21 protein-coding genes and 1 pseudogene are annotated in these 24,201 nt (G+C 57.2%); all 22 read left to right on the top strand.

Translation table 11 applies throughout. From position 1 onward, the window contains the following. Window positions 1-3 precede the first annotated feature (3 nt). The 22 genes and pseudogenes from HWX89_RS15765 (at window position 4) to HWX89_RS15865 (ending at window position 24,138) form a co-directional block, all read left to right on the top strand. The gene (locus tag HWX89_RS15765; protein ID WP_138791791.1) at window positions 4-1,293 is read left to right on the top strand and encodes a CynX/NimT family MFS transporter; all 1,290 of its coding nucleotides are present in this window, start codon (window positions 4-6) and stop codon (window positions 1,291-1,293) included. Window positions 1,294-1,299: 6 nt separating this feature from the next. Beyond that, window positions 1,300-1,515 (top strand): aldo/keto reductase, encoded by a 216-nt coding sequence (locus tag HWX89_RS26555; protein WP_353505696.1) that lies wholly within the window; start codon window positions 1,300-1,302, stop codon window positions 1,513-1,515. A 248-nt stretch (window positions 1,516-1,763) separates the two neighbouring features. Then, window positions 1,764-2,291, top strand: a complete 528-nt coding sequence (locus HWX89_RS15770; RefSeq protein WP_178340794.1) for a MarR family winged helix-turn-helix transcriptional regulator — start codon at window positions 1,764-1,766, stop codon at window positions 2,289-2,291. Continuing rightward, on the top strand, window positions 2,291-2,983 hold the full coding sequence (locus HWX89_RS15775) for an SDR family NAD(P)-dependent oxidoreductase (RefSeq protein ID WP_138791789.1): 693 nt from the start codon (window positions 2,291-2,293) through the stop codon (window positions 2,981-2,983). Before HWX89_RS15770 ends, HWX89_RS15775 begins: the two co-directional genes overlap by 1 nt. 197 nt (window positions 2,984-3,180) lie before the next feature. Beyond that, complete coding sequence (locus HWX89_RS15780; RefSeq protein ID WP_138791788.1) at window positions 3,181-4,836, top strand: peptide ABC transporter substrate-binding protein; 1,656 nt, start codon at window positions 3,181-3,183, stop codon at window positions 4,834-4,836. Between the two features lie 66 nt (window positions 4,837-4,902). Continuing rightward, window positions 4,903-5,853 (top strand): ABC transporter permease, encoded by a 951-nt coding sequence (locus HWX89_RS15785; RefSeq protein WP_138791787.1) that lies wholly within the window; start codon window positions 4,903-4,905, stop codon window positions 5,851-5,853. Window positions 5,854-5,864: 11 nt separating this feature from the next. Then, window positions 5,865-6,737, top strand: coding sequence for an ABC transporter permease (locus HWX89_RS15790; RefSeq protein ID WP_138791786.1), 873 nt, complete (start codon window positions 5,865-5,867; stop codon window positions 6,735-6,737). Between the two features lie 8 nt (window positions 6,738-6,745). Further along, window positions 6,746-8,347, top strand: coding sequence for an ABC transporter ATP-binding protein (locus HWX89_RS15795; protein ID WP_138791785.1), 1,602 nt, complete (start codon window positions 6,746-6,748; stop codon window positions 8,345-8,347). Window positions 8,348-8,424: 77 nt separating this feature from the next. After that, window positions 8,425-9,747, top strand: coding sequence for an NAD(P)/FAD-dependent oxidoreductase (locus HWX89_RS15800; RefSeq protein WP_138791784.1), 1,323 nt, complete (start codon window positions 8,425-8,427; stop codon window positions 9,745-9,747). Between the two features lie 26 nt (window positions 9,748-9,773). Then, window positions 9,774-10,136 (top strand): cupin domain-containing protein, encoded by a 363-nt coding sequence (locus HWX89_RS15805; protein WP_138791783.1) that lies wholly within the window; start codon window positions 9,774-9,776, stop codon window positions 10,134-10,136. 116 nt (window positions 10,137-10,252) lie between these two features. Beyond that, window positions 10,253-11,425 (top strand): NAD(P)/FAD-dependent oxidoreductase, encoded by a 1,173-nt coding sequence (locus HWX89_RS15810; protein WP_138791782.1) that lies wholly within the window; start codon window positions 10,253-10,255, stop codon window positions 11,423-11,425. A gap of 40 nt (window positions 11,426-11,465) precedes the next feature. After that, window positions 11,466-12,797: an NAD(P)/FAD-dependent oxidoreductase gene (locus tag HWX89_RS15815; protein WP_138791781.1), complete on the top strand. Its 1,332-nt coding sequence runs from the start codon at window positions 11,466-11,468 to the stop codon at window positions 12,795-12,797. A gap of 145 nt (window positions 12,798-12,942) precedes the next feature. After that, entirely contained in the window at window positions 12,943-13,965 is a 1,023-nt protein-coding gene (locus HWX89_RS15820; protein WP_138791780.1) for a substrate-binding domain-containing protein, read from the top strand. A gap of 109 nt (window positions 13,966-14,074) precedes the next feature. Further along, on the top strand, window positions 14,075-15,568 hold the full coding sequence (locus HWX89_RS15825) for a sugar ABC transporter ATP-binding protein (protein WP_138791779.1): 1,494 nt from the start codon (window positions 14,075-14,077) through the stop codon (window positions 15,566-15,568). Then, on the top strand, window positions 15,565-16,509 hold the full coding sequence (locus tag HWX89_RS15830; protein ID WP_138791778.1) for an ABC transporter permease: 945 nt from the start codon (window positions 15,565-15,567) through the stop codon (window positions 16,507-16,509). The genes HWX89_RS15825 and HWX89_RS15830 overlap by 4 nt, the downstream gene beginning before the upstream one ends. Before the next feature lies 1 nt (window position 16,510). Next, complete coding sequence (locus tag HWX89_RS15835; RefSeq protein WP_138791777.1) at window positions 16,511-17,479, top strand: ABC transporter permease; 969 nt, start codon at window positions 16,511-16,513, stop codon at window positions 17,477-17,479. Between the two features lies 1 nt (window position 17,480). Further along, the gene (locus HWX89_RS15840) at window positions 17,481-18,503 is read left to right on the top strand and encodes a LacI family DNA-binding transcriptional regulator (RefSeq protein WP_138791776.1); all 1,023 of its coding nucleotides are present in this window, start codon (window positions 17,481-17,483) and stop codon (window positions 18,501-18,503) included. A gap of 37 nt (window positions 18,504-18,540) precedes the next feature. Next, window positions 18,541-19,590 carry a sugar phosphate isomerase/epimerase family protein gene (locus HWX89_RS15845; RefSeq protein ID WP_138791775.1) on the top strand — a complete coding sequence of 350 codons (1,050 nt, stop codon included), beginning with the start codon at window positions 18,541-18,543 and terminating at the stop codon, window positions 19,588-19,590. 11 nt (window positions 19,591-19,601) lie between these two features. After that, a pseudogene (locus tag HWX89_RS15850) lies at window positions 19,602-20,770 on the top strand (Gfo/Idh/MocA family protein). Between the two features lie 129 nt (window positions 20,771-20,899). Then, window positions 20,900-21,754, top strand: coding sequence for a sugar phosphate isomerase/epimerase family protein (locus tag HWX89_RS15855; RefSeq protein ID WP_178340795.1), 855 nt, complete (start codon window positions 20,900-20,902; stop codon window positions 21,752-21,754). 138 nt (window positions 21,755-21,892) lie between these two features. Further along, a complete protein-coding gene (locus HWX89_RS15860; protein ID WP_138791774.1) occupies window positions 21,893-23,578 on the top strand; it encodes a GMC oxidoreductase in 1,686 nt (561 codons plus the stop codon). Beyond that, a complete protein-coding gene (locus tag HWX89_RS15865; RefSeq protein WP_138791773.1) occupies window positions 23,578-24,138 on the top strand; it encodes a gluconate 2-dehydrogenase subunit 3 family protein in 561 nt (186 codons plus the stop codon). The genes HWX89_RS15860 and HWX89_RS15865 overlap by 1 nt, the downstream gene beginning before the upstream one ends. The last annotated feature ends 63 nt before the right edge of the window (window positions 24,139-24,201 follow it).

Raw genomic sequence — 24,201 nt, forward strand, 5'->3', positions numbered from 1 at the left:
ATCATGACTGCTTCATTTCTAGGGGCAACAAAGACCCAGGGCCACGATCCGGTTGAGGATACCTTGGTCGATGCCGAAATCGACACGGTGCCGGCACCGGTCCCGCCACGACAGAGTGCTTTGGGGCGTGTTCTGCTTGGCGCCAGCCTCGTACTCATCGCATTTAATCTCCGTCCGGTTTTTTCCAGTGCATCGGCATTGCTTCCGGAAATCCGTAGTGAACTTGGCCTGTCTTCGTTTGCTGCGAGCGTCCTGACAACATTGCCTGTCCTTTGCCTTGGCGCCTTCTCGCCGCTGGCACCCCGCCTAGCCCAGCGTATCGGATCTGAGCGGACCCTGCTTGGGGTGTTGCTGTTCCTGGCGCTTGGAACGGCCTTGCGTGGTCTGCATTCTGTTCCAGCCCTGTTTCTCGGAACGGCACTTGCCGGTGGCTGCATCGCAATCGGTAACGTGCTTCTGCCGGGTCTCGTAAAACGGGACTTTGTCAAGAATGCTGCTTTGATGACGGGCCTTTACACCATGGCGCTTTGCGCCGGGGCGGCGAGCGCTGCAGGGCTAACCTTGCCTTTGGAGAAAATGCTTGGCGGTTCAATGAATGGCGCATTGGCGATCTGGGCGCTTCCGGCGCTGCTGGTCGGCGCCCTCTGGTTGCCGCAGGTGCTGTTGGCTAAGGACAAATCGGCACGCAGCGGCTTTCGTGTCGAAGGTCTCTGGCGAGACAGGTTGGCCTGGAACATCACGATGTTCATGGGTTTTCAGTCTGCGCTTGCCTACAGCGTTTTTGGCTGGCTCGTCCCAATCCTGCGTGACCGCGGTCTTGATGGTGTCACCGCCGGCGCTATCGTATCAGTATCGGTCATGGTGCAGGCAGCGTCGTGCCTTGTCGTGCCGCATATCGCCGTTCGCGGTAAAAACCAGTGTGTCATCAATGTTACGCTTTGCGCGTTCGCAGTTGTCGCTTTGATTGGCCTGCTATTTGCTCCGCTCTCGACCGTGTGGTTCTGGGCTGTACTGCAGGGCATTGGACAGGGAGGATTGATCGCTGCAGCAATGACGGTGATCGTATTGCGTTCGCGCGACCCACATGTTGCCGCTCATCTCTCGGGTATGGCCCAGTGCGTTGGTTATCTTTTGGCGGCCATCGGTCCGCTTGTTGCTGGCGTCATTCGGGGCTGGACGGGCAGCTTTGCCTGGTGCGCGGTCCTTTTTGTTGGATTGGGTGCTGTTGCTGCTGTCAATGGTTGGTTCGCCGGGCGTTCGGGTTTCGTGAACGCGAAAACTGTCGAGATGTGAGCCGACATTCGCGCGGCAGGTCTCGCCGCGCTTGATACGGTTTCCGCCGCACATGGCGTACGGTCAGCCGAGGTTGCTGTTGCGCTCATGGCGCAGCAAGGCGTAATTGCACCGATCACCAGCGCGACAAAGGTGGCGCATGTCGAAAGCTTTTCCAGAGCCGTCAGCCCGGAGTTGACGCCGCGCGAATTCACTCAATTAAAAGCCGCAGGGACCTCTTGAAGAGTGGGCGTGCGGGCTAACTGCAGGTGAAAACTGTCTTGGTCTTTTTCGGACATGCAGTGAGATCGAAACAGCTGGAAAAAAGGGCGCCACCAGACGCCTTTTTCATGTGGAGCAAATTTGTGCGCCCCGCGAAAGGAGCCACCTATCCACAAGTCGACAAGCCGGCCAAATATTTTTCAGGCAAAGTGCTTGACACTCTCAACTAAATTATAGTTGATTATCTCAATCAAATGGATGGCAGATTCATGAATGACATTGGTGGAAACGATGATGTCGAATGGCCTGGCGAAGGGATTGTCGTCTCTCCGGAGACGATTGATCTCGATGTCCTGAACGATACGTTCAGCTACTTCATTCGAGACATTAACATCGCGGTCAGCCGCGATTGGGACGCCCGCATTGCCGATATGGAAGCCATTCGTGGCACTGGCAAAGTTACGGCCCTTTTCATGATCGCCAATTACCCAGGCATTCACCCTTCCGCGATTGCGCAGATCAACTTGCGCGATCGCGCAGAGGTGGCGCGCACGTTGAACGGTCTGGAGGCAGCCGGACTTATTCGCCGAAAGACCGGCCGGAAGGATTCTCGTTCCTGGTCTTTATTCCTGACGGAGGAGGGCGAAGAATGCGTTGTCGAATTGCGCAAACGCATCAAGGAGTCCCGCAAGTTCCTCTGCGATATTTCGGATGACGAATACGAGCAGGCGATGAGTGTTCTGCGGCGCATATATTGGCGTTTCGTTATGGCGCCTCATCCGGTAGGGGAGCGTTGATGGCAGAGGAACGCGTAGCGCTGATCAGTGGCGCGCGGAGGGGTATAGGCAAGGCGATTGCTGAACGTCTGTTTCGCGATGGTTGGAAAATCTCGCTTGGATTACGCCAGCCGCAGGATGACTGGACGGACGGTGTGGCGATCCATACCCACCCCTACGACGCCCTGCAGGGTGGCGAAGCCGAGTGGGTCGATACAGCACTCGCTCGGTTCGGTCGCATTGATGCCGTGGTCGCCAACGCTGGCGTGATGGTCGCGAAGTCCGTCATCGATATTGATGACGCGTCTCTGGATGCGATGTGGGCGGTCAATGTCAGGGCGCCACAGAGACTGGCGAAGTATGCGTTTCCCGCCTTGTCGAAATCCGGTAGCGGCCGCATTGCCATCATCGCGTCGTTATCGGGAAAACGTGTGGCGTCAGTGGATTCCTCCGCTTATGCGCTGACCAAACATGCAGCGGTCGCGCTTGCCCATGGACTTCGCCAGGCAGGCTTCGAGCAGGGCATTAGAGCAACGGCGATCTGCCCGGGCTTCGTCTCCACCGATATGGGTCTGGCGCTTGCGCCAGAGAAGGCGGCGAGCATGACAAGTGCAGATGAAGTTGCCGATGTCGTTGCCTACGCCATCAACCTGCCAAACCGTGCAAGCGTTGCGGAAATCACTGTCAACTGGCGGGCCGAACAACTCTATTGAGGAGATCATGGCGCCTTGCCGGGTGCTGCAATTCATCGACAAGAGAAGTCGGGACGGCGGATCTGATACCCGTCCAGCCGACCGCAAAGGGCAAAGCCCTTGCTTAGGGAGTCATAAGTACCTGTCCGATCAATCGGGCAAGGATTGCATCGTCCTGATAACGGACGCCACCAATTCTAATAATAAGGGGAACAAAAATGACCACCAAAAACAATAACTTCCACGCCAGCAGACGCCAGGTTCTGGCCATGCTCGGCATCGGTGTTACCGGGACGGCGATGTCTGGCCTTCTCGGCTCCAGCGTCGTTCGTGCTCAGGACGCGCCGAAGGGCCAGATCGTCCTCGGCTTTTCACAGGAACCAACGGTCTTCAATCCGCATCTGCTCCATATCGAAGTTGACGAGGGCGTGTATTTCGCGCTCTTCGATCCTTTGTTCGGCGTTGACGATGGTGGCGAGTTCGTCCCGTGCCTGGCAGCCGAAGTGCCGACTGTGGCCAATGGCGGCGTTTCCGCAGATGGCCTGAAGTGGAAGGTCAAGTTGCGCGAAGGCGTGACATGGCACGATGGCAAGCCACTGACAGCTGAGGACGTGAAGTTCACCATGGAACTTCTGGTCAACCCGAAGTTCAACAGCTGGCGCCACACTGGCCACGAACTCGTTCGCGATCTGACCGTTGTTTCGCCGACGGAACTGACCTGGACGATGGAAAAGCCTTATGCGCCCTATGCGTCGATACTGGCCTCAACCTTCATCGTGCCGAAGCACGCCTTTGATGGCGCAGCCGACCTCAACAACACGCCGTTCAACAACGCACCGATCGGGACCGGCCCCTACAAATGGACAAAACGCGTTGCGGGCGATTACATCGAAATGGCTGCCAACACGTCCTATTACGGCGATGGCCCCTTCGTGGAGCGCTTGATTGTCAAATATATTCCTGACCTCACGGTAATGTATACACAATTCAAGACCGGTGACCTCGATGTCGTCGGTCTGCAGGGGATCAGTGCCGATCACTACGAAGAGGCGTCCGCGCTTGCCGATCGTACCGTCGTCAAGGCCCCGGGCAGCCCGGTCGAGACCTTCTCATTGAACCTCGGTTTGCCGGTCTTCCAGGACAAGGCCGTGCGTCAGGCGCTCTATATGGCAGTCGACAAGGCATCGATCATCGATGCTCTTTATTTCGGCTTGCCTGTTGCGACCGAAAGCTACATGCCTCAGCAGGCCTATTACCATAATGGCGACCTGCCGAAGCACGAGTTCAACATCGAAAAGGCCAGTGCACTGCTGGAAGAAGCCGGCTGGAAACTTGGCAGCGATGGTGTCCGTGCCAAGGACGGTCTGCGTCTATCGTTTGAAAACTCGACGACGTCAGGCAACCACCTGCGCGAACAGATGCAGCAGTTTCTGCAGCAGACCTTTGCCCAGATCGGTGCGGAGATGACGATCCGAAATCTTCCCCCGGCGGTGATGTGGGGTGATCACTGGATGCTCTCCCAGTATCAGAGCGCGATTGCCGGTATCGTGTTCCTGACTGGTGGCGATCCGGATACATCCGATTACTTCAGTTCGAAGTCGATCGCCGCGCAGGGAGGAGCAGGGCAAAATACCTGGCAGTGGAAAAACGAGGATGTCGACAAGCTGCTTGCTGAAGGTGCGGCCATCTTCGTTCCGGAAGAGCGGAAAAAAACCTATGCGAAGATACAGGCATTGGTCCGCGATGAACTTCCCTTCCTGCCGCTGCACCAATTTACAGACCTCCGTGGTTTCAAGAAGGGCTTCGAAGGTTACGTGCCGAACGTCAACGTTCGTATCGACAGCTGGAATGTCAACAGCTGGCGCTGGAGCTAATTAGCCAGGTCGGGCCTTCAAGGCCCGACCTACCTCCTGCTACGACCGCGACGACGGAGATTTTATATGTTGCGCTTTCTGCTCGGCAGATTGGGGCAAAGCCTTGTCCTGTTCCTGATTGTTTCCCTGATCGGCTTTTGCGTTTTGATGCTGGCGCCGGGTGGGCCGATGTCGAAATTCGCGCTGACGCCAGGTATCAGCAAGGTCGATCTCGACCGCATCGCCCACGAAATGGGGCTCGATCGGCCAATCCTCATCCAGTATCTGGACTGGTTGTGGGGTCTGGTTCGCGGTGATTGGGGCAACTCGTTCCGCGACGGGCGTCCCGTCCTGTCGATCATCGGCGGTCATCTTTTCGCGACGCTGTTATTGATGGGTACCTCAACAGCGATTGCGATCGGACTGGGTGTCTGGATCGGTATGAAAAGTGCGATCAAGAGATATTCCGCTTTCGACTATTCGATGACGATTGCGACCATGGTGGCGCTTTCCATACCGACCTTCTGGTTCGGTCTCGTCGCCATCTATATCTTTTCACTCAGACTTGGCTGGTTTCCGGCCGGTAATATGTACACGATCGGCGACCAGTCTCTGTTGGACTACGCCCACCACCTCGTCTTGCCGTCGCTGGTCCTTGCGCTCGTCAACATCGCCATCTGGAGCCGCTACATGCGCTCGTCCATGCTGGAGGCGATCGGCCAGGAATTCGTCAAGACGGCACGGGCCAAGGGGGTGCGCACCAAGACCATCATGCGCCGTCACGTTGCCCGCAATGCTCTCCTTCCGATGATAACGCTGGCGGGCATGCAGATACCGCAATTGCTTGGCGGCGCACTGGTGGCCGAAACGGTCTTCACCTGGCCGGGAATGGGGCGTCTCTTCCTCGATAGTCTCGGATACAGCGACTATCCCGTGATCATGGGACTGCTGATGTTTTCTGCCATCCTTACCGTTCTGGGCAGCCTCCTTGCGGATATCTGCTCAGCAATCGTCGATCCACGCATCCGGCTGGCATGAGGAAGACGGAGATGGCTACTGTAGATCTTGTCCTTCCTGTTCGTCCACGCAACCGTGTTGTTGCACGCTTCATGCGGCACAAACTGGCCGTGCTTGGACTGATCATCGTAACGATACTGATCCTTGCCAGTATCGCAGGCCCCTGGCTCATCCCCTACGATCAGCTTTTTATCGATCTGCGGGCGCGCAACGCTCCCCCTCTGACCGGGGCGCATATTTTCGGCACGGACCCTCTTGGGCGTGACGTCGCGGCACGGCTGTTTATGGCTGGCCGAGTTTCACTGACCGCAGGCGTTGCGGCGATGCTTATATCGACCGTTATTGGCGTGCTGGTCGGCACGGTGTCCGGTTACTACGGTGGTCGTATCGGTGCAGTATTGATGCGCATCGTCGATGGCTTCCTCGCTTTCCCGAGTGTGTTCCTGATGCTGACGCTTGCCTCCTTTATCAAGCCAAGCCCGCTGATGATTACTGTCATTATCGCGATCACGAGCTGGATGCAGGTGGCTCGCGTGGTCGATGCTGAAGTTCGCTCGCTTCGCAACCGGGAATTCGTTCTGGCCGCAACGATGCTGGGCCTGGCGCCAAGCCGTGTGATGTTTCGGGAAATCCTGCCGAACGTCATGGGCCCAATCATCGTTTCGGCGAACCTCACGATCGCCAATGCCATCCTTCTCGAAGCCTATATCTCGTTCCTGGGCTACGGCATCCAGCCGCCTTTGCCCTCTTGGGGCAACATGCTGAACGGTGCTCAGCAATATCTCGACAAGGCTCCCTGGCTTGCAATCGTTCCAGGCATGGCGATCACGCTGGCGGTTACCGGTTTCAACTTTGTTGGCGACGGGCTGCGCGATGCGCTCGATGTCCGCGGTGATGGAAAGTGAGGCTGCCAATGACCCCTGTCCTGACTGTAAACGATCTGACTGTAAGCCTGCCACGCGTTGCCGACCGCACACATGCTGTCCAGAACATATCCTTCACGCTTGAGGCCGGCGAAATTCTCTGCATCGTTGGTGAATCCGGTTCTGGAAAGTCTGTTACGGCCAATGCGGTGATGGGATTGCTGCCGCCGCCACTCGAGGTCGAAAGCGGTTCGATCCGCCTGCACGATCGCGATATTCTGGCTCTCGGCGAAAAGGATCGTTCGAGCTTTAACGGCCGCGTGGTCTCCATGATCTTTCAAGATCCGCTGTCGGCGCTGAACCCGCTGATGACAATCGGTCAGCAGATCGAAGAAGTCATGCTGACCCACCCGGATGCGGCTCCTGCTGACCGCTGGGGGCGGGTGATCGAGCTTCTTGAAATGGTTGGCTTGCCCAATCCACCCGCGATGGCGCACCAGTATCCGTTCAGATTGTCGGGTGGCCAACGCCAGCGTGTGATGATTGCCATGGCCTTGGCGCTCGATCCGGACGTGCTCATCGCAGACGAACCGACGACCGCACTCGACGTGACGACGCAGGCGCAAATTCTCGAAATCATCAAACGCCTGCAGCGGCAGAAAAAGATGGCGGTGATGTTCATCACCCACGATTTCGGTGTGGTCGCCGATATTGCTGACAAGGTCATCGTCATGGAAAAGGGGAGACTCATTGAGCATGGCTCGGCCGAGCAGGTGCTCAATGCCCCGCGCGAACCCTATACCCGGCGTCTGCTCGCCGCCATTCCAACGATGCGGACAGAGGCGCGCAAACCCGTGCGGGATGACGCGCCGACAGTTCTCGACGTCAAGGATCTCCACAAGACGTACAAGACGGGTGGCGGTCTATTCGGCAAGGCACGCACCGTGCAGGCCGTGGATGGCGTCAGCCTTACGCTTCGCAAGGGCGAGACGATAGGGGTGGTCGGTGAATCCGGATCGGGAAAATCGACGCTTGGACGTATGATCATGAAGCTGCTGGACAGTGATTCCGGACAGATCATTCTCGATGGTGAAGATGTGGTCCCGCTCAAGGAAAGCAGTTTCCGGCGCAAGAGGCCCTATATCCAGATGGTCTTTCAGGACCCGTTCGCCTCGCTCAATCCACGCCATTCCATCGAACATTCGCTGGTTTGCGGCCCCATGAGCTTTGGAACCTCGCTTGGTGAAGCGCGCGCCAATGCCGTCCGGTTGCTGAAACGGGTTGGTCTGCCCGAACAGGCACTTGAACGCTATCCGCACGAATTTTCAGGCGGTCAGCGCCAGCGTATAGGTATTGCCCGTGCTTTGATGTTCAATCCTGTTCTGCTGATTGCAGACGAAGCCGTCTCGGCTCTCGATGTTTCGATCCAGGCGCAAGTCCTGCAGCTTCTCGACGAAATCCAGCAGGAAACCCGCATTTCGATGATGTTCATCACTCACGATTTGCGGGTCGCAAGTCAGATCTGCGACCGTATTGCCGTATTGCAGAGGGGGCGTCTCGTTGAGCTTGCTCCTGCCCACGAACTCTTCTCGGCTCCGAAGGACCCGTACACGAAGAGCCTTGTGGATGCCATTCCGGGATGGAGCGCCTGATGATGGGCGCAGCGCCGCTCGTCCATGATCTCAGAAATCGACCTATGAAGCCAAGCATATAGGCAGAAGGATCAAACATGCCAAAGTTCTCGCCTTTCGATGCGTCCTACTGGTTCGCATCGGCCCCGCCTGCCCCCGAGACGGAACGCCTTTCCGGTGAAAAGAAGGTTGATGTCTGTATCGTCGGTGCGGGATATACCGGCATGACGACCGCAATCGAGCTTGCACGGAAGGGCGTCTCCGTCGCTGTACTTGAACGGGAGGAAGCCGGTTACGGCGGTTCGGGCCGTAATGCCGGCCATTGCAGCCCGACCTTTTCCTATTACGAACTGGAAAAGGTTCGGTCGTTGGTTGGTCAGCCCTTCGCAGAGCGTCTGATCAAACGGCAGACGAGGGCGGCAGACAAGGCGGCTGAATATATCAGTCACTACAATATCGACTGTGAATGGGTTCAAAATGGTCTTGTCATTGGAGCGATGCGGCCGGGACATATTCCCCATTTGCAGCACAAGGCCGACAGCTACAACGAAGTCGGCGCGCGCACCCGCGTTCTTAGCCGTGACGAGGCAATCGCGATTACGGGTTCGCCACGCATGTATGGCGGCTGGCTTCACGAAGAAGGCGCGCACCTCCACCCGCTGAAATATGCGCGCGGACTGGCCCGTGCAGTGATTTCGGAAGGAGCGAAACTTTATACCAGTTCACCTGCCATCGGTTGCGAGCGGCAAGGTGACAAGTGGAAGGTCACCAGCAGCACCGGCCATGTTATCGCCGACAAGGTGATCTTTGCGACGGGCGCTTATACCGTCGACGGCTGGCCAAAACTTGAAAAAAGCTTCCGCATTTTGCCGGTTTACGTCTGCGCCACCAATCCTCTTTCGGACAGGCTCAGAGAAACGGTTCTTCCACGCAACACCTCGATGATTGATGGGCGCGGTGACTTCTATTGCTACAAGTGGTCAGCAGATAACCGCATCGTCGCCTCGATGTTTCTGATGGGACCGCGTGGACGCGACCTCGACTATACGAAGAAGGTTATGACGGACAAGCTGAAGTGGCTGCACCCGCAAATAACCGAGGATGTGCGCTGGGACTATCTCTGGTTCGGTGAGCTCGACATGCAGTACCGCACGGTGCCGCGCCTTTACGGGCTTGCGCCTGGAGTCGTGGCGCTCACCGGGCTATCCGGTCGTGGCGTCCCGACAGGCACGATGCTTGGCGGCATCCTTGCTGACTGGGCCATCGGCATCCCTGAGAAAGACCTCGATCTCGAAGTCGAGCCGCTTGAGGAAGCACCGTGGTGGATGGATTACGGCCCGACCTACAAGCTGCGCGAGATGCGCTTCGTCGACAATTTCATGAGCAAACGCGGTGGCGTCGAGCTGCCCCCTCACTACTGATTTTCTCTTTTTTAAGGAACAAGCAGATGACGATCTATGCAAAAGTCGGCGATGACACTGGCCTGATGGAAGCGGCCAAGGCTGCGGATGGTGCACAATCCTATCGCAACATGATCTGGGTAGATGAAGGCGACGCCGAAACCGCCACAAAAGCTGCAGTCTGGATCGCGCCTCCCGGCGTTTATGCCTATCCCGCCCGACCTCTGGCCGAAACCTTTGTGGTGATGGAAGGTGAGGCGGATTGCCAGGTGGCAGATGGCGAAATCCGTCGCATTGGCGTTGGAGATATCGTTACGATTCCGGTCAACGCTGCAATCTCGCTGACTGTTCTTACGCACTTCCGCAAATTCGCGATGGTTGTGCCTAAGGGCGGCGCGGGTAACGCCTGATCTGTGCCTCGCCGTATTGTGCACGCGTGCGACAAGGCCTTTGGTGATGGCCAAGGGCCATCATGAACGGCGTGATCGTCTGGGCTTGTGATAGCAGACGATGAGGGGAACCAGCGATGGACAGATTTGATGTTGCCGTCATCGGCGCGGGCATTAGCGGCTGCGCGACCGCTTATACCCTGGCACAAATGGGAGCCAAAGTCGTTCTGGTCGATCGTTTCGGCCCGGCGGCCATGGCATCTGGCTGGACGCTTGCTGGTGTGCGGCAATCTGGCCGAGATCCCGCGGAAATGCCGCTTGCTCTCGATGCCGTCAATATTTGGCAGACATTGCATGAGGAGCTTGGTGCTCCAACGCATTATACCCGACGTGGCAATCTGCGACTTGCCCGGAACGGGAACGAATACGGGGTAATCCGTTCGATGGTCTCCGAACAGCAGGGACTTGGCCTAGACCTTGCGTTTCTACCGGATAATCAGGCAGTGAGGGATATCGCACCTGCGGTTTCAGAGGCCGTTCCCGGCGCCTCTTTTTGCCCGACGGATGGACACGCTGATCCGCAGGCGGTCAGTGCTGCCTATATTGCAGCGCTGTTGCGCCATGGCGTTGCGTTGGCGATGGGCGAAAACGTCGAGGCGATTGCTGTCTCCGGCGGCAGGGTGGTGGGCATCAAGACGGATGTTCGCAAACTTGGTGTCGACAGCGTGGTGCTCGCCGGTGGAATGCTGGGAAACGCACTGCTCGAACCGCTCGGCCTTTCTGTCCCGATCCGCACCCCGATGGTTGCGGTCATTCGCAGCCGACCCGTTCCGCCAGTTCTCGATCAGGTGATCGGCGTTTGCGGCGGAGACTGGGCCGGCCGGCAGGAAGTGAACGGTCGTCTTCGGATCACAAGCGGTATGCTCGACTGGTTGGGGAGCATGGAAACTGTCACGACAAGCGCCGGAGATCGACCGCTTATCCGTCCGCCGTTGTCTAGTTTGAACGCGATCATCAAGACGCTCGACCATTTGCTGCCAGGTCTCTCCGAAACACCGATCGAGGAGTGTTGGGCGGGTCTTCTCGATCTGACTCCGGATGCGCTGCCCGTTCTCGACCATGCGCCCGGAATTTCCGGCCTCGTCATCGGCATGGGTTTTTCCGGCCATGGTTTCTGCCTTGGGCCGGTCACGGGCCAAATACTCTCCGATCTCGTGACGGGCCGTCAGCCTGCTCATGACCTCTCTTCATTCAAGTTCAACCGATTTGGCGCAAATACCCCCCAGGCGAAGCTCGAGCTTCACGGTTAGCCAGTCTTCGATACTCAAAATATCTCAGGAGTTTTCAAAAATGCCCGGACCCTTCGTCGTTCCGTTTCATGGAGATACCGATCTGCCGCAGAAGGTGGATGTCGTCGTCATTGGCGGCGGCATCATCGGAACGTCGACGACGCTCGAGTTGGCAGAGCGGGGTTTCAAGGTCGCTTTGTGCGAAAAGGGTGGCGTTGGTCATGAGCAATCGAGCCGCAACTGGGGTTGGGTGCGCATAACCCGCAGAGACCCGCGCGAAGTGCCGCTGATGGCGGAAGCACTGCGCATATGGCCGGGCATGAACGAGCGGCTCGGCAGGGATGTCGGATACACGCAAGCAGGCATCACTTTTACCTGCCTGACCGACAAGGAGGTGGAAGATCATGAGCGCTGGATGCGCAATCTTGAAGGTTATCAACTCAATACGAGAATGCTGACGCCGCAGCAGTTCGCCGAAATGAACCCTGGTTCGAAGCTCGATATCAAGGGGGCGTTATACACGTCCGTTGACGGTCGGGCCGAACCGCAGAAGGCAGCTCCGGCCGTTGCGGAGGCGGCTCGTGATCGTGGCGCCCACATCATGACTGAATGTGCCGTAAGAGGCATCGATACCAAAGCTGGCAAGGTCTGTGGTGTCTTTACGGAGCGCGGTTACATTGCCTGCGATGCGGCGGTTCTCGCAGGTGGTGCGTGGTCAAGCCTGTTTGCCGGAAACGCCGGTATCAGGCTTCCACAGTTGAAGGTCATCAATTCCGTCATCAGGACGAAACCAATGGAAGGCGGGCCGGAATCGGCGATTTGGACGAATGGGTTTGCCATTCGCAAACGACAGGACGGCGGTTACACTATCGCCAACGGTTTCGAGAATATCGTCGATATTGTCCCAGATAGCTTCCGTTTCTTCCGGGATTTCCTCCCAGCGCTTGGCCATGAATGGCGTGCTTTGATGTTGCGAGGCGGTCTGGGTTTCCTAGACGAAGCACGGCTTCCTCGCCGATGGAAAAACGATGAGGCTTCGCCTTTCGAATATAACCGTGTTCTCGACCCCAAACCGTCGTTCAGTCTTCAGGACAAGGCACTGTCAAATTTGCGCAAGGCCTTTCCTGCCTTTGAAAAAGCCGAAATAGCACAGCGATGGGCAGGGAAAATAGATGTCACGCCAGACGCAATCCCCGTGATTTCGGGTGTTGATCAAATCCCGGGTTTCTTCATCGCGACAGGGTTCTCCGGCCACGGATTTGGTATCGGTCCGTCGGCCGGCAGGCTCATGGCAGATATCGTGGTGGGTACCGCGCCACTCGTTGACCCGCATAACTTCCGGTTCAACCGGTTTTCGGATGGTTCAAAAATAGAAATCATCAGCGGGTTCTAGGTCTACAAAAAATGAGGTGAAACTTCCTGCGCGTGATCGCGCAGGAAAACAAAAAGTCAGGGATTGACACGATTGTGAAACCGGTTACATTCACCGATGTAAACGGTTTCATTATCGATTTCCGTTGCTTGGAGGAGCAAATTTCATGTTTAGACATTTGATGGCTGCTGCCGCGATGGTGCTGGCAGCGGGCACGTCCGCGCACGCGCAGGAACAGAGCTTCAAGATCGGTCTTTCCAATTCGTTCGTCGGAAGCGAATGGCGCACGCAGATGATCGAGGAAGCTCAGGCTGCCGCGAAGGCGTGGGGTGAAAAGGGCGTCAAGGTCGAAGTGGTTGTTCAGAGCGGCAATGTCGACGTTCAGGGCCAGATCGGACACATCCGCAATTTCATGAACCAGGGCGTTGATGCAATCCTGATCAACCCGGGTAGCCCAACTGCTTTTGATCCGGTCTTCGCCCAGGCGAAGGCTCGCAATATCCTCGTGATCGCCACTGACGCAGAGGTTTCCTCGAAAGATGCGATCTATGTCGGTATCGACCAGAAGGCCTGGGCAGCTCAGTCGGCCCAGTGGCTTGCGGATACGCTGAAGGGCAAGGGAAGCGTTGTTGCCATCAACGGCATCGCTGGCAACCCTGCAAACGAAGCGCGTGTCGCCGGTTATCGTGAAGTTTTCAAAAAGTATCCTGACATCAAGGTCCTGAACGAAGCCAATGCGAGCTGGGATCAGGCGCAGGGCCAGCAGGCCATGCAGAACCTTCTTGCGACTTATCCCGATATTAGCGGTGTATGGGTGCAGGACGGCATGGCTGATGGCGCTTGGCGTGCCATCGAATCTGCAGGCAAGGCAAAGGACATTGCTGCCACCGGCGAGATCCGCAAGGACTTCATGTCCCGTTGGGAAGCGGAAAAGTTCAATTCCGGTGCATCGGTCAACCCTCCCGGCGTCATGGCCAGTGCACTCAACGTTGCGGTGTTGAAGCTTCAGGGCAAGGAGTTCAAGGACGGCATCTTTGGCGGCACCTACGGGAACGCCATCTACATTCCGATCCCGTTCGTGAACAACGAGAACCTTGCGGACAACATCAAGGCCGCCGAAGGCAAGCCGGGCTACTGGTCCGTCACGGCGACAGTGACGCCGGAACAGGCTGGCGAGTTCTTCAAGTAAGACCGCCTTCGGGCTGGCGTTAACAGCCAGCCCGAATTCTGGAATCTCGATTGCGGGCAGCGTGTTGTTACGATGTTCGCCAATGACAAGAACAATTCGGAGACATGCGATGGCGAACGCTTTGGAAGCGGCCGGCATAACGAAGAATTTTGGCGCCGTGCGTGCGCTTTCTGCCGGTAAACTGACGGTCGGCCGCGGTGAAATCCATGCGCTTCTGGGTGCGAACGGTTGCGGTAAAAGTACGCTCTGCAAGATCGTTGCAGGTGCAGTGGTGCCCACCAGCGGTACAATTCGCTTCAATGGCGACGAGGTGCGCTTCAAAAGCCCCCGCGACGCAGAAAATGCCGGGATCGCCCTGTTTTACCAGGAGCTGAGCCTCATTCCGCAGCTTTCCGTCGCCGACAATATTTTCCTTGGACGCGAGCCGAAGCGCGGTGTTTTCGTGGATCGCACGGCGCTGAAAAAAGAAACGGACAAACTGATCTCGCTTTTCGACGGTGTCGCTGGAGATGGGCTGAAGCCGGATGCGATCGTTGGTAACCTGCCGCCTGATCAGCGTCAGCTCGTGGAAATCCTCAAGGTCTTCGCTCAGAATGCCAGCCTCATGATCATGGACGAGGCAACCGCGGCACTCGATGGCCGTCAGTCACAGCGTTTCTTCGAAATTCTCAAGGCCAAGAAGGCCGAGGGTGTCTCCACCATCATGATATCCCATCGTCTCGATGAGGTGTTTGCTGTCTGCGACCGTATCACTGTGATGCGAAACGGTGCGACCATCTCCGAGCTCGATACGTCGACCACCACGCGTGAAGCCGTTGTGCACGACATGGTTGGTGATGTTCGTGCCGCGCCGGCTCGTCAGCATGGGCGCCTCGATGCAAAGGCCAGTTTGAAGGTCGACAATGCAGCCGGTGAGGGCGTCCGTGGTGTGACGCTCGAGGCGTTTGCGGGTGAAATCCTTGGTTTGGCAGGTTTGCAAGGGCAGGGACAGTCTGCGCTGCTGAAAGGTCTGTTTGGCGCCAATCCCTTCGCTTCCGGAGATATCCAGTTCGAAGGGCAGGCCATTGCGATCGGCAAACCTTCGCAGGCGGTTCACAATGGCTTTGCCTATGTTTCCGGCGACCGCGGGCGCGATGCGTCTTTGCAGGGACGGTCAATCTTCGAAAATCTCGTTGCTGCTCTGATGGTGCGCGAGAAAATGAAACTGATACGACCGGCAACTTTGAAGCCGCAGGTGCAAAAAGTCGCCGACGATATGAAAACGAAGTTTGCCGGAATGGACATGCCAATCGGCACACTTTCCGGAGGCAATCAGCAGAAAATCTTCATTTCGCGCTGGCTCGCAACATCACCGAAACTTCTGCTGCTCGATGACCCGACGAAAGGGATCGACCTCGGCGCAAAAGCCGATCTGTTTGCGCTGATGCGACAGCAGGCCGATGCAGGCGCGACCATTCTTTTCTACTCCTCGGAAGACGCTGAAATTCTTGAATATGCCGACCGTATCCTGGTGTTCAACGGCGGGCGTATTTCTGCAGAACTGACCGGAGCCGACATGACATCTGTCAACATGACCCGCGCCGCCTATGGAGACGCCGCATGATTTCCCACGGCCTTCTGCGCAAGCAACCCTGGATCATCACTCTCGTCGTTCTCGTCCTCCTTGTTGCCGTGAACACGGTTTTGCAGCCGTCCTTCATTCAGCCTGCCGTACTGCAATCCAACCTGACGACATTTCTCCCCCTGATCCTGGTTGCCATTGGACAAACCTACGTGATCCTGGCGGGAGACATCGATTTGTCGGTCGGCAGCATCGTGGCACTCGCCAATGTCGTCACCGTCAGCGTCATTGCCGCGCTAGGTGGCTCTGGAGGTGCTGTCATCGCTGGTATGGCAGCAGGTGCTGCCGTCGGTCTGCTCTGCGGTCTGGTCAACGGTCTCTTCATTTCCGGCTTGCGTTTCCAGCCAATCGTGACGACCTTCGCAACTGGTATCATCTTTGCCGGCTTGGCAATCTGGGTTTTGCCGCAGGCCGGGCTTCCCGTCCCGGAAGCCTATTGGCAGACCTATTCCGGCAGCTTCATTGGCTTACCCTTCGTCTTGTGGGTTCTGATTGCCGGGATCGCCTTTACCCTGATCGTGTCGCGCATTCCGTTTCATACGCATTTGTTAGCGGTCGGCGGTAATCGTACCGGCGCCTTCCAGACAGGCTTGCGTCTCTCCGCTATTCGCATCGGTGCATACATGATCTCAGGTCTGTTTTCGGCACTGGCGGCACTGTGTCTCACGGGCGAAACCGCATCGGGTGACCCTCTGCTCGGTGCGAGCCTTGCGTTGTCGTCCATATCGGCGGTGGTGCTTGGCGGGACGGCGCTCTCCGGCGGGTTCGGCAGCTCGACGGGATCGATCGCCGGGGCACTCGTCCTTGGAATGATCGGCAATGTGATTTTCTTTGCGGGCTTGCCATTCGAGTACCAGACACTGGTACAGGGCTTGATCGTGCTGACGGCGCTTGCCGGCGGCGTACTGGTGACGAGGCGTTGATATGAGCAATAAGGGCCTGCAAATCAAATCTCTGCTTACCGATCCCTTGACCATTGCAATCGGCGCATCGGCTTTCCTGCTGCTTGTTGGCGAGTTGCTGTCGCCCGGTTTTGCACAGGGCTCACAGATCGTCAGACTGCTGACGATCGCCGCGATCCTCGGCATTGTCGCAGCAGGACAGAACCTTGTGATCCTCGGCGGTCGCGAAGGTATCGATCTCTCCGTCGGCGCCATGATCTCTCTTGGTGCAGTGCTGGCCGGTAACATGATGAATGGCCAAAACATTGGCATTCCACTCGCGATACTGGTCGCCGGTGGTATTCCTTTCCTGATCGGCCTCATCAACGGTATCGGCATCACCTTCGTGCGCATCCCACCACTTGTCATGACACTGGGCATGACAGCCGTCATCCAGGGTGGACTGGTCGTCTATTCTCAGGGTGTTCCTTCCGGCGCTGCAGCTCCACTCCTTGCCGGGTTCATCAACAAGCCGTTGGTTTTCGGCATTCCCGGCGTTCTTTTCGTCTGGCTCGGCATTGCAGCAGTCATGATGTTCGTCCTGCGCAGAACGGCCTTCGGCTTTGCCATCTACGCTGTGGGCTCAAATGAGCGCGCGGCTACACTTGTCGGATTGCCGGTCTCTTTGATCCGCACCCTGCTTTACGGTCTTTCAGGCCTGTTCGCCGGTCTGACCGGGGTCTGTGTCATCGGCTATACGGGTACTTCCTTCATCTCCGTCGGCGACCAATATGTTCTGCCCTCCATCATCGCGGTGGTCATCGGTGGCACCTCTCTTGCCGGCGGTGCCGGTGGATATATCGGAACCATGGCCGGGGCAGTTGCGCTGACCATTCTGCAAAGCGTACTGATAACGCTCAACCTTGATGTATGGGCCCGGCAGATCATATTCGGTGTCACGTTGCTTGCGCTGATGCTGCTTTATGGACGCCAAAAGCAGTTGCGTGTTTGAGATGAGCAAAGACCAAAGTTCGAATATCAGAGAAGTTGCAGCTCTCGCCGGCGTTTCGATCGCGACGGTATCGCGGGCGTTGCAACAACCCGACAAGGTGCGCCCGGAAACCCGAAAAAAGGTTTTTGACGCCGTAAGGCAGGCGAACTTTGTTCCCAACGCCCAGGCGGCAAGCTTCAGGCGCCAATCCAACAACACCGTCATTCTCTTGGTTCGCGATATCGGCAACCCGTTCTATCTCGAAATCTACAAGGGTGTTGAAGAAGCGGCCGGCGAGGCTGGCTACAAGGTTCTCATGGGTGACGCCCGCAACGATGAAAATCGTGTTGCGACCCACATCGACATGGTCCGTCAGAAACACGCCGACGGTCTTATCCTGATGACCGGGCAGTTCCCTTCAGATCTTCTTGATCAGGGCGATGCATTGCCGCCGATTGTGATTGCGTCGGAAACCGTCGCCGGAATCACGTTGCCGACTGTAAAGGTCGACAACCGCGCCGCTTCTCAGAATGCGATGCGGCATCTGATCCAAGCCGGTCACAAACGGATCGTGCATCTCGCTGGTCCTTTCCCGGAGAGCTTGGCGAAAGAACGTTTCGACGGTTATCAGGATGCGCTTTTGGAAGCCGGGATCGGCTTCTCCGATGAACTGGTGGTGACTGGCGATTACAGCATCGAAGCCGGACGGCAGGCGATCGCCGCCCTGATCGAAAACGGCATTTCCTTCACTGCGATTTTCGCATCGAGTGACCAGATGGCGATTGGTGCCATCAGTGAGTTGCGTGCCAGGGGGCTGTCCGTACCGAGCGACATCTCTGTCATCGGCTTTGACGATATTATCTTTGCCAATGCCTTCGAGCCGCCTCTGACGACGGTCCGTCAGCCCCGACAGGAAATGGGCCGTAAAGCCATGGCGCTGATGGTCGACCGTCTGAACGGCAAACGTGCTGCTGAAACCATCATACTGGATACCGAATTGGTGGTGCGCGGCTCCGTCGCGCCCTGCCGCCTGCCGGATAAATAACTGCCAATGCCGAACTGAGACTGCAAGGAGTACGGATATGAAGACGATCAAGGGCCCGGCGATTTTCCTCGCACAATTTGTCGGAGAGAACGCGCCTTTCGACACTCTCGACAATCTCGGCCAATGGGCGGCTTCGCTCGGCTACAAGGGCATCCAGGTGCCGACCGACCCAAAGTTTTTCGATCTCGAAAAAGCTGCAGCCTCGAAAACCTATTGTGACGATATCAAGGGACGCCTGGCTGATACAGGTGTCGAGATCACTGAGCTTTCCACCCATATTCAAGGTCAACTCGTTGCCGTTCATCCGGCGTACGACGAAATGTTTGATGGTTTCGCCCCGGCCGCGTTGCGTGGGAAACCCCAGGCGCGTCAGGAATGGGCCGTCAATCAGCTCAAATGCGCGGCGAAAGCCTCTCAACATCTCGGCCTTTCGAGCCACGCCACATTTTCCGGCGCGCTTGCCTGGCCTTTTGTTTACCCGTGGCCGCAACGTCCCGCCGGCCTTGTCGAGATGGCCTTCGCCGAGCTTGGCAAACGCTGGACACCTATCCTCGATGCGTTCGAAGAAAATGGCGTCGACGTCTGCTATGAACTGCATCCGGGCGAGGACCTGCACGACGGTATCACCTTCGAGCGCTTTCTCGAGGCGACCGGCAATCACGTGCGTGCCAATATTCTCTATGATCCATCGCATTTTGTTCTACAGGCGATGGACTACCTCGATTTTATCGACGTTTATCACCAGCGCATCCGTGCGTTCCACGTCAAGGATGCCGAGTTCAATCCGACCGGCCGTTCCGGTGTCTATGGTGGTTATCAGAGCTGGGTCGATCGGCCGGGGCGTTTCCGTTCGCTCGGAGACGGGCAGGTCGATTTTGGCGCTGTATTTTCGAAACTCACCCAATATGACTTCGATGGGTGGGCCGTTCTTGAATGGGAATGTGCACTGAAACATCCCGAAGACGGAGCGCGGGAAGGTGCCGGTTTCATCCAGAACCACATCATCCGTGTAACCGAGCGGGCATTTGACGACTTCGCCAAAAGCGGCGTCGATGATGCCGCAAACCGTCGTCTGCTTGGTCTTTGAAAGGGGTAGTCATGTCCTCCACAACAGCGAAATTCGATAGCCGGCGGATCCGGCTCGGTATGGTCGGCGGTGGTCAGGGTGCCTTTATCGGGGCTGTACACCGGATAGCGGCCAGACTGGATGATCGGTACGAACTGGTGGCCGGGCGCTTTCCTCCGATGCAGAACGGGCCAGCGCTTCCGCCGTCCTGCTCGGCATCGCACCGGAGAGATCCTATGCGACATTTCAGGAAATGGCGGCGGCCGAAGCCTCTCGTGAAGACGGGATCGAGGCGGTCGCCATCGTGACCCCGAACCATCTGCATTTCGCTCCCTCCAAGGCCTTCCTTGACGCAGGTATCCACGTCATCTGCGACAAGCCCGTGACGGCGACGATCGAAGAGGCGCGAGAACTGGCCCGGATCGTCGGCGCCTCCGACAGGCTGTTCATCTTGACGCACAACTACACCGGTTACGCCATGTTGCGTCAGATGCGGGAAATGATCGCCAACGGCGCCATCGGCAAGCTGCGTCATGTCCAGGCGGAATATGCGCAGGACTGGCTGACTGAAGCAGTGGAAAAGACGGGTGCAAAGGGTGCCGAATGGCGCACCGATCCAAGCCGCTCGGGTGCTGGAGGCGCCATTGGCGATATCGGCACGCATGCCTTCAATGCGGCTGCATTCGTCACTGGCGAAATCCCGAAAAGCCTTTACGCCGATTTGACATCGTTCGTACCGGGCCGGCAACTCGATGACAGCGCCAACATTCTGCTGCGCTACGAGAGTGGCGCGAAGGGTATGCTTTGGGCAAGCCAGATTGCGGTCGGTAACGAGAACGCTTTGTCGCTGCGCGTCTACGGCGACAAGGGTGGGCTCGAATGGCACCATCGAGTGCCTGACGAACTTTGGTTTACGCCTTACGGAGAAGAGAAAAGGCTCATCACGCGCAATGGTGCGGGTGCAGGTGCTGCCGCCAACCGCGTTAGCCGTGTGCCGTCTGGGCACCCGGAAGGATATCTCGAGGGTTTCGCAACGATTTACCGCGAAGCCGCAGATGCAATCATCGCCAAAAGGGAGGGAAAGACATCGGCCGGGGACGCAACCTATCCCGGTATAGAGGACGGTCTTGCGGGGCTCGCATTCATTGATGCGGCCGTCCGATCCAGTCGAAACTCGTCGTGGGTCACGATCGACATTTAGACCGCAGGACATCGGAGAAGGACGACACCAGGCATTGGAGGTTGCTGTGGGATTTCCCGGCTGTGAAGTCGGGGAGGGCAAGAGCACGTGTGTCGTTCGCATTGGTCAAACGGAAAGGGAGTTACGCGTTTGAAAACGTTCAAGTCAAAATTCGCAAGCATGGCATTTGTCGTCGGCCTGGTGGCCGGTGTCGCAAACCCGGTTTTTGCCGATGACAGCAAGACGCTGCCGATCGCCGCTCAAATGTACACGTTGCGCAATGCTGGCACTCTTGAAGAGCAGTTTACAATTCTCAACCGCGCTGGTGTCGCGGCCGTAGAGACGGTGGACATGCAAAAGGTCAGCGCAGACGAGCTGAACACGCTTCTGGAAAAGCACAAGATCAAGGTCATTTCATCGCACGTTCCGATCGACAAGCTTCGCGGCAATCTTGATGAGGTCATCACCGAGCAGAAGGCTGTTGGCAATCCTGTTGTAACCGTGCCTTTCCTCAAGCCAGAAGATCGCCCGAAGGATGCAGCCGGTTGGACTGCTTTCGGCAAGGAACTGGGCGGATATGCGGACAAGCTGTCGGCTGCTGGCCTTGCGATGGCCTACCACAACCATGATTTCGAACTGGTGAAGTTTGATGGAAAGACGGCTCTCGAACTGCTGCTCGATGCAGCCGGCCCGAAGCTGCAGAGCGAACTTGATGTCGCATGGGTTGCCCGTAGCGGTAACGATCCGGCACAGTTTCTCGAAACGTTGAATGGCCGGGTCTTCGCGATCCATGCCAAGGACAATGCGCCTGCGGGCACGGCGGAAAATGAGCGTGGCTTTGCAACGCTTGGAACCGGCGTTCTCGACTGGAAGACAATATTGCCGGCCGCCAAAAAGGCTGGTGCAAAATGGTTCATTCTTGAACACGACCTTCCGCTTGATGCCGAAGCTGTTCTGACCAAGGGCAACGCGTTCCTGAACGAGCGCCTCCCGACACTTCAGTAAAACCAGAACAGCTCCCCGGCGGTCGCTCCGCCGGGGAACGCTAGGTTCGATAGATGGACACCGAAGTTCCCGCCGCATCGCGACGGGGAGCGGGTTGTCTCGTCGACATATTACCCACTACCAATCGGAGGAGTTATCATGGCAAACAATCATTACGACGCGATTGTTGTCGGCTCGGGCATCAGTGGAGGCTGGGCTGCAAAGGAGCTCACGCAGAAGGGCCTGAAGGTTCTGATGCTGGAGCGCGGCAGAAACATCGAGCATATCACCGACTATCAGAACGCTGACAAGGAAGCCTGGGATTATCCCCATCGCAACCGTGCCACGCAGGAAATGAAGGCGAAATATCCCGTCCTCAGCCGCGATTATCTGCTGGAAGAGGCCACACTTGGAATGTGGGCCAATGAGCAGGAAACACCCTATGTCGAGGAAAAGCGCTTCGACTGGTTCCGCGGTTATCACGTTGGCGGCCGCTCGCTTCTCTGGGGGCGCCAGACCTACCGCTGGTCCCAAACTGATTTCGAGGCCAACGCCAAAGAAGGCATCGCCGTCGATTGGCCCATTCGCTACCAGGACGTTGCCCCCTGGTATGACTATGTCGAGCGTTTTGCCGGGATTTCCGGAAGCCGCGATGGCTTGGACATTCTGCCAGATGGTGAATTCCTTCCACCTATTCCGCTGAACTTTGTGGAAGAGGATGTTGCTCGACGGTTGAAGACCGTCTTCAAGGGCACACGCCACCTGATCAATTCCCGCTGCGCAAACATCACTCAGGAGCTTCCCGATCAGGATCGTACGCGCTGTCAGTTCCGCAACAAGTGTCGGTTGGGCTGTCCCTTCGGCGGCTATTTCAGCACACAGGCTTCGACCCTGCCTGCCGCAGTCGCCACCGGAAATCTCACCCTTCGCCCGTTTTCCATCGTGAAAGAGATTCTGTACGACAAGGATAAGAAGAAGGCGCGCGGCGTTGAGATCATCGATGCAGAAACGAACCTGACCTACGAGTACACCGCCGACGTGATCTTCCTGAACGCGTCGACCCTGAATTCGACCTGGGTGTTGATGAACTCGGCGACGGATGTGTGGGAAGGAGGGTTGGGCAGCAGCTCGGGCGAACTCGGCCACAATGCGATGGACCACCACTTCCGGATGGGCGCCACCGGTCAGGTCGAGGGTTTCGAGGATTTCTATTTCAAGGGTCGTCGTCCGGCAGGTTTCTACATTCCGCGCTTCCGCAATACCGGCGACGACAAGCGCAAATACCTGCGCGGTTTCGGTTACCAGGGGTCAGCCAGCCGTACCCGCTGGGAGCGGGAAATCGCCGAACTCAATATCGGCGCCGACTACAAGGAGGCATTGACCGAGCCGGGTGCCTGGACAATCGGCATGACCGCCTTTGGCGAAATGCTGCCCTATCATGAAAACCGCGTGAAGCTTGACCACGATAAGAAGGACAAATGGGGGCTGCCTGTCCTGTCGATGAATGTCGAGATGAAGCAAAACGAACTCGATATGCGTGAAGACATGGTCAACGACGCCGTTGAAATGTTCGAGGCGGTCGGGATCAAGAATGTGAAGCCAAGCAGAGGCACCTACGCTCCTGGCATGGGCATTCATGAAATGGGAACGGCCCGTATGGGACGCGACCCGAAAACCTCCGTTCTCAACGGCAACAACCAGGTCTGGGACGCACCAAACGTCTTCGTGACCGATGGGGCCTGCATGACGTCGGCATCCTGCGTCAATCCATCGCTGACCTATATGGCGCTGACTGCACGTGCCGCTGATTTTGCCGTTTCGGAACTCAAGAAGGGAAATCTGTGATGAACAGACGCGAACTGCTGAAAATGATCGCCATCGCAACCGGTCTTCCCTTGATTGGTGCGGACGTTGTGACGGCGGCGCAAAACGCCACCAAGCCGGCAGGGGAAAGCCATGTCTTCAGCAAGGAAGACATCCTGTTTCTGGACGAAGTTGCGGAAACCATTATCCCCCGTACATCCACGCCGGGTGCGAAGGATGCTGCTGTCGGCGAATTCATGGCTGTTTACGCCGCTGACTGTTACACGGGAGAGCAGAGAAAACTTTTTCTCTCGGCAATCACGGAGATCGAAAGCCGCAGCCAGGCAGACCATAAGAAAGCGTTTTTGGGCCTGACGGGAGAGCAGCGGCAGGCGCTTCTCTCTGCACTGGATAAAAAAGCCAAAACGGAGCAAACGCCGACCGCTCCACACCCCTTCACGCTCGTCAAGCAATTGACGTTACTCGGCTTTTTTACTTCGAAAGTCGGCGCGACGGAAGTGCTCGTTTACGACGAAATCCCCGGCGGCTTCGAAGATCGAGTTCCCTATCAAAAGGGGACACCGGCGTGGGGCACCACCTGACACCACGACAGTCGATCCGCTCGGTTTACGGGCGGATCGTTCCCATACGGCAAGATAAGGATG

Origin of the sequence: Rhizobium sp. RM, from assembly GCF_013390595.1 — a bacterium.
Classification (GTDB): Bacteria; Pseudomonadota; Alphaproteobacteria; order Rhizobiales; family Rhizobiaceae; genus Agrobacterium.